This is a genomic window from Mycobacterium sp., assembly GCF_050701515.1.
Classification (GTDB): Bacteria; Actinomycetota; Actinomycetes; order Mycobacteriales; family Mycobacteriaceae; genus Mycobacterium.
Window position 1 is genome coordinate 1 of sequence record NZ_JBOGDB010000189.1, and the last position, 1,522, is coordinate 1,522.

The window sequence follows — 1,522 nt, forward strand, 5'->3', positions numbered from 1 at the left end:
TGCCCGGTATGGAGCGCGGCGCGGTCGCACAGTGGCCGATCGCGATCCGCGCCGACATCGCTGCCAACCGCACCAGAACGGGAATTCTCGGGCGGACCGGGCCAGTCGGCCGTGGATGGCGGTCGACCCGACAGATCGACGGCACTGGTCGCTACCGAGACGCGACATAAGCGCGCGAACTCGCGCGGCTGAAGTGCGACAGGCACTATGGCCTACGACGTTCTGCCACGACAACGCGACCCGGTGGGCGACCGCAATGCGCGATGCAGGTGCGAACGTCGTCATGCCGAGCGGGTCGCGCGTCACACGACGACGCGATGTGGCGAGAAGAGTTCCCGCTGATGGTGGCGTGGGCATCTGGACAATGAAGCGCGACGACGCCCTGCGCTGCTATCCCACCGATCTCGCCCTCGCGGCGATCAAGCGACTGTCGTGATCGAGGCTCGCGCGGGGCCTGAAGAACGCCGGTCACGCACAGCCGATAAGGCGTACCGAACGACGGTGCGGCTCGCGGTTCAGGCGCGCCAGATCGCGCTGGCTCGTGACGCTGCTGGCACCATCAAGTCCGGCGTCGTGCGCAGATCACGGCGTCGAAGCCCGCGCCAGCGGCGGCTCTCGGTCGCTCCTCAGCGATCGGCATCTACCAGCGGGGAGGGTCGACGACTGCGGCCGCCGCCTCGACCGTCACCTGGACCTGGCCGGCTGCGGGTGTTTCGGCGCCCGTCACGGGGTCGATCGGGAGGTGGCCGACCAGCAGCAGCGTCCCGCCCGGCGCGACCCCAGTCGCCAGTCGCGAGACCGTTTCCTCCACCGAACCGCCACGTGGACGTCCTCCGGCGTCCACATCGGGAGGTCGCCCTCGATCCAATCGGTGCACTCGGCGATGTCCGGCCCGAGGGTCGCGGCTGTCGACCGGCCGTGGGCCCGGACCTTCGCAGAGAAGTCGACGGCGGTGACCTGCCATCCGTGCGCAGACAATCCAGAGGCCTCGGATCCGTGGCCGCAGCCTGCGTCGAGAGCGCGGCCCGGGACGAGGCTGCGGACCGTTGCCGTCCGGTAGGTGTTCGGAGGCCGCTGTGCGACCTGTTCCGCGTGCTCACCAAGCCCCCCGGACCACCGCTCGTCCCAGAAGTCCTTCCCGGCCCAAGCTGTGCGTTGGTCGCTCGCGGTCGGTCGGCGCTATCGGACCACGATCCGTCAGCTTCCATGTCACATCGTGCCCGCCGAGCTGCCGGCTCGGGCCGCTACGGGCAGAAGGTCACTTGACATTCTCCCTGGATCAGATATCTTGATCTCAAGATGACTGGCAGCAAGATATGCTGCATCTGACAGGGGGAACCCAGTGGCAACCGCAAGCCTGATCGTCCGGCACCGAGTGAACGACTACAGCGCCTGGCGCTCGGTGTACGACAGCGTCGACGAGCTCCGCCAGCAGCATGGCTGCACCGCGGACGAGGTCCTTGTCCACCCCGCTGACAAGCAGGACGTGTTCGTCCTGCATCGCTTCCCGACCGTGGAGCAG

The 1,522-nt window shown here is 68.1% G+C and carries 2 protein-coding genes and 1 pseudogene; 1 reads left to right on the top strand and 2 read right to left on the bottom strand.

What is annotated here, in order from left to right:
• Positions 1 to 640: 640 nt before the first annotated feature.
• A complete protein-coding gene (locus ACRDU5_RS15690) occupies positions 641 to 811 on the bottom strand; it encodes a hypothetical protein (RefSeq protein ID WP_526615544.1) in 171 nt (56 codons plus the stop codon).
• Positions 812 to 843: 32 nt separating this feature from the next.
• Positions 844 to 1,125, bottom strand: a pseudogene (locus ACRDU5_RS15695) (class I SAM-dependent methyltransferase); the annotation flags it as partial.
• Positions 1,126 to 1,342: 217 nt separating this feature from the next.
• Between ACRDU5_RS15695 and ACRDU5_RS15700 the strand changes: the two are divergent.
• A partial coding sequence (locus ACRDU5_RS15700) for a hypothetical protein (protein ID WP_526615546.1) occupies positions 1,343 to 1,522 on the top strand: 180 nt, incomplete at its 3' end.